General features: G+C 73.8%; 1 pseudogene. It reads right to left on the bottom strand.

What is annotated here, in order from left to right:
* Positions 1-424 (bottom strand): annotated as a pseudogene (locus IF17_RS0135815) (MarR family transcriptional regulator); the annotation flags it as partial.

Genomic DNA, 424 nt, shown 5'->3' with positions numbered 1-424 from the left:
GGCGAGCCATTCCGCCGCCAGGGGCTCCAGTGCTGCGCAGTCGCCGGCGGAGAGGGGCAGGCGCCGGTCCTCGTGGCCGAGGCGGGCCAGAGCGAGGTAGGCGGGGGAGGGGCTGGCTTCGGAGCGGGGAGGCATGTCCGTGGACGTGTCCGGGGCAGGGGGCGCGGTCTCGGCGTCCGGCGTCTGAACCGGGGGGCGTTGCTGCGGTACGGCGGTGGATTCGGCGCCCTGCTCCGGACCGGGATCCTCTGGTGCGGGTGGGGGCTCCTCGTCCGGGACCCAGGGCGGCGGGGGAGCGCTGTCGGGAGCTGCTGCCTGCTTGGTGTTCTCGGTGGTGAGGTAGGTGGTCCACCACTCGTTGTCGTGGGCGGTGCGGGACCAGAACGTGCGGAACACCCACCGCATCTCTTCGCCCGCACCGACC

It is taken from the genome of Streptomyces cyaneofuscatus (assembly GCF_000718135.1).
Taxonomy (GTDB): Bacteria; Actinomycetota; Actinomycetes; order Streptomycetales; family Streptomycetaceae; genus Streptomyces; species Streptomyces cyaneofuscatus.
The sequence above is the reverse complement of the archived record's forward strand: the minus strand, read 5'-3'. Positions and strand labels throughout refer to the sequence as shown.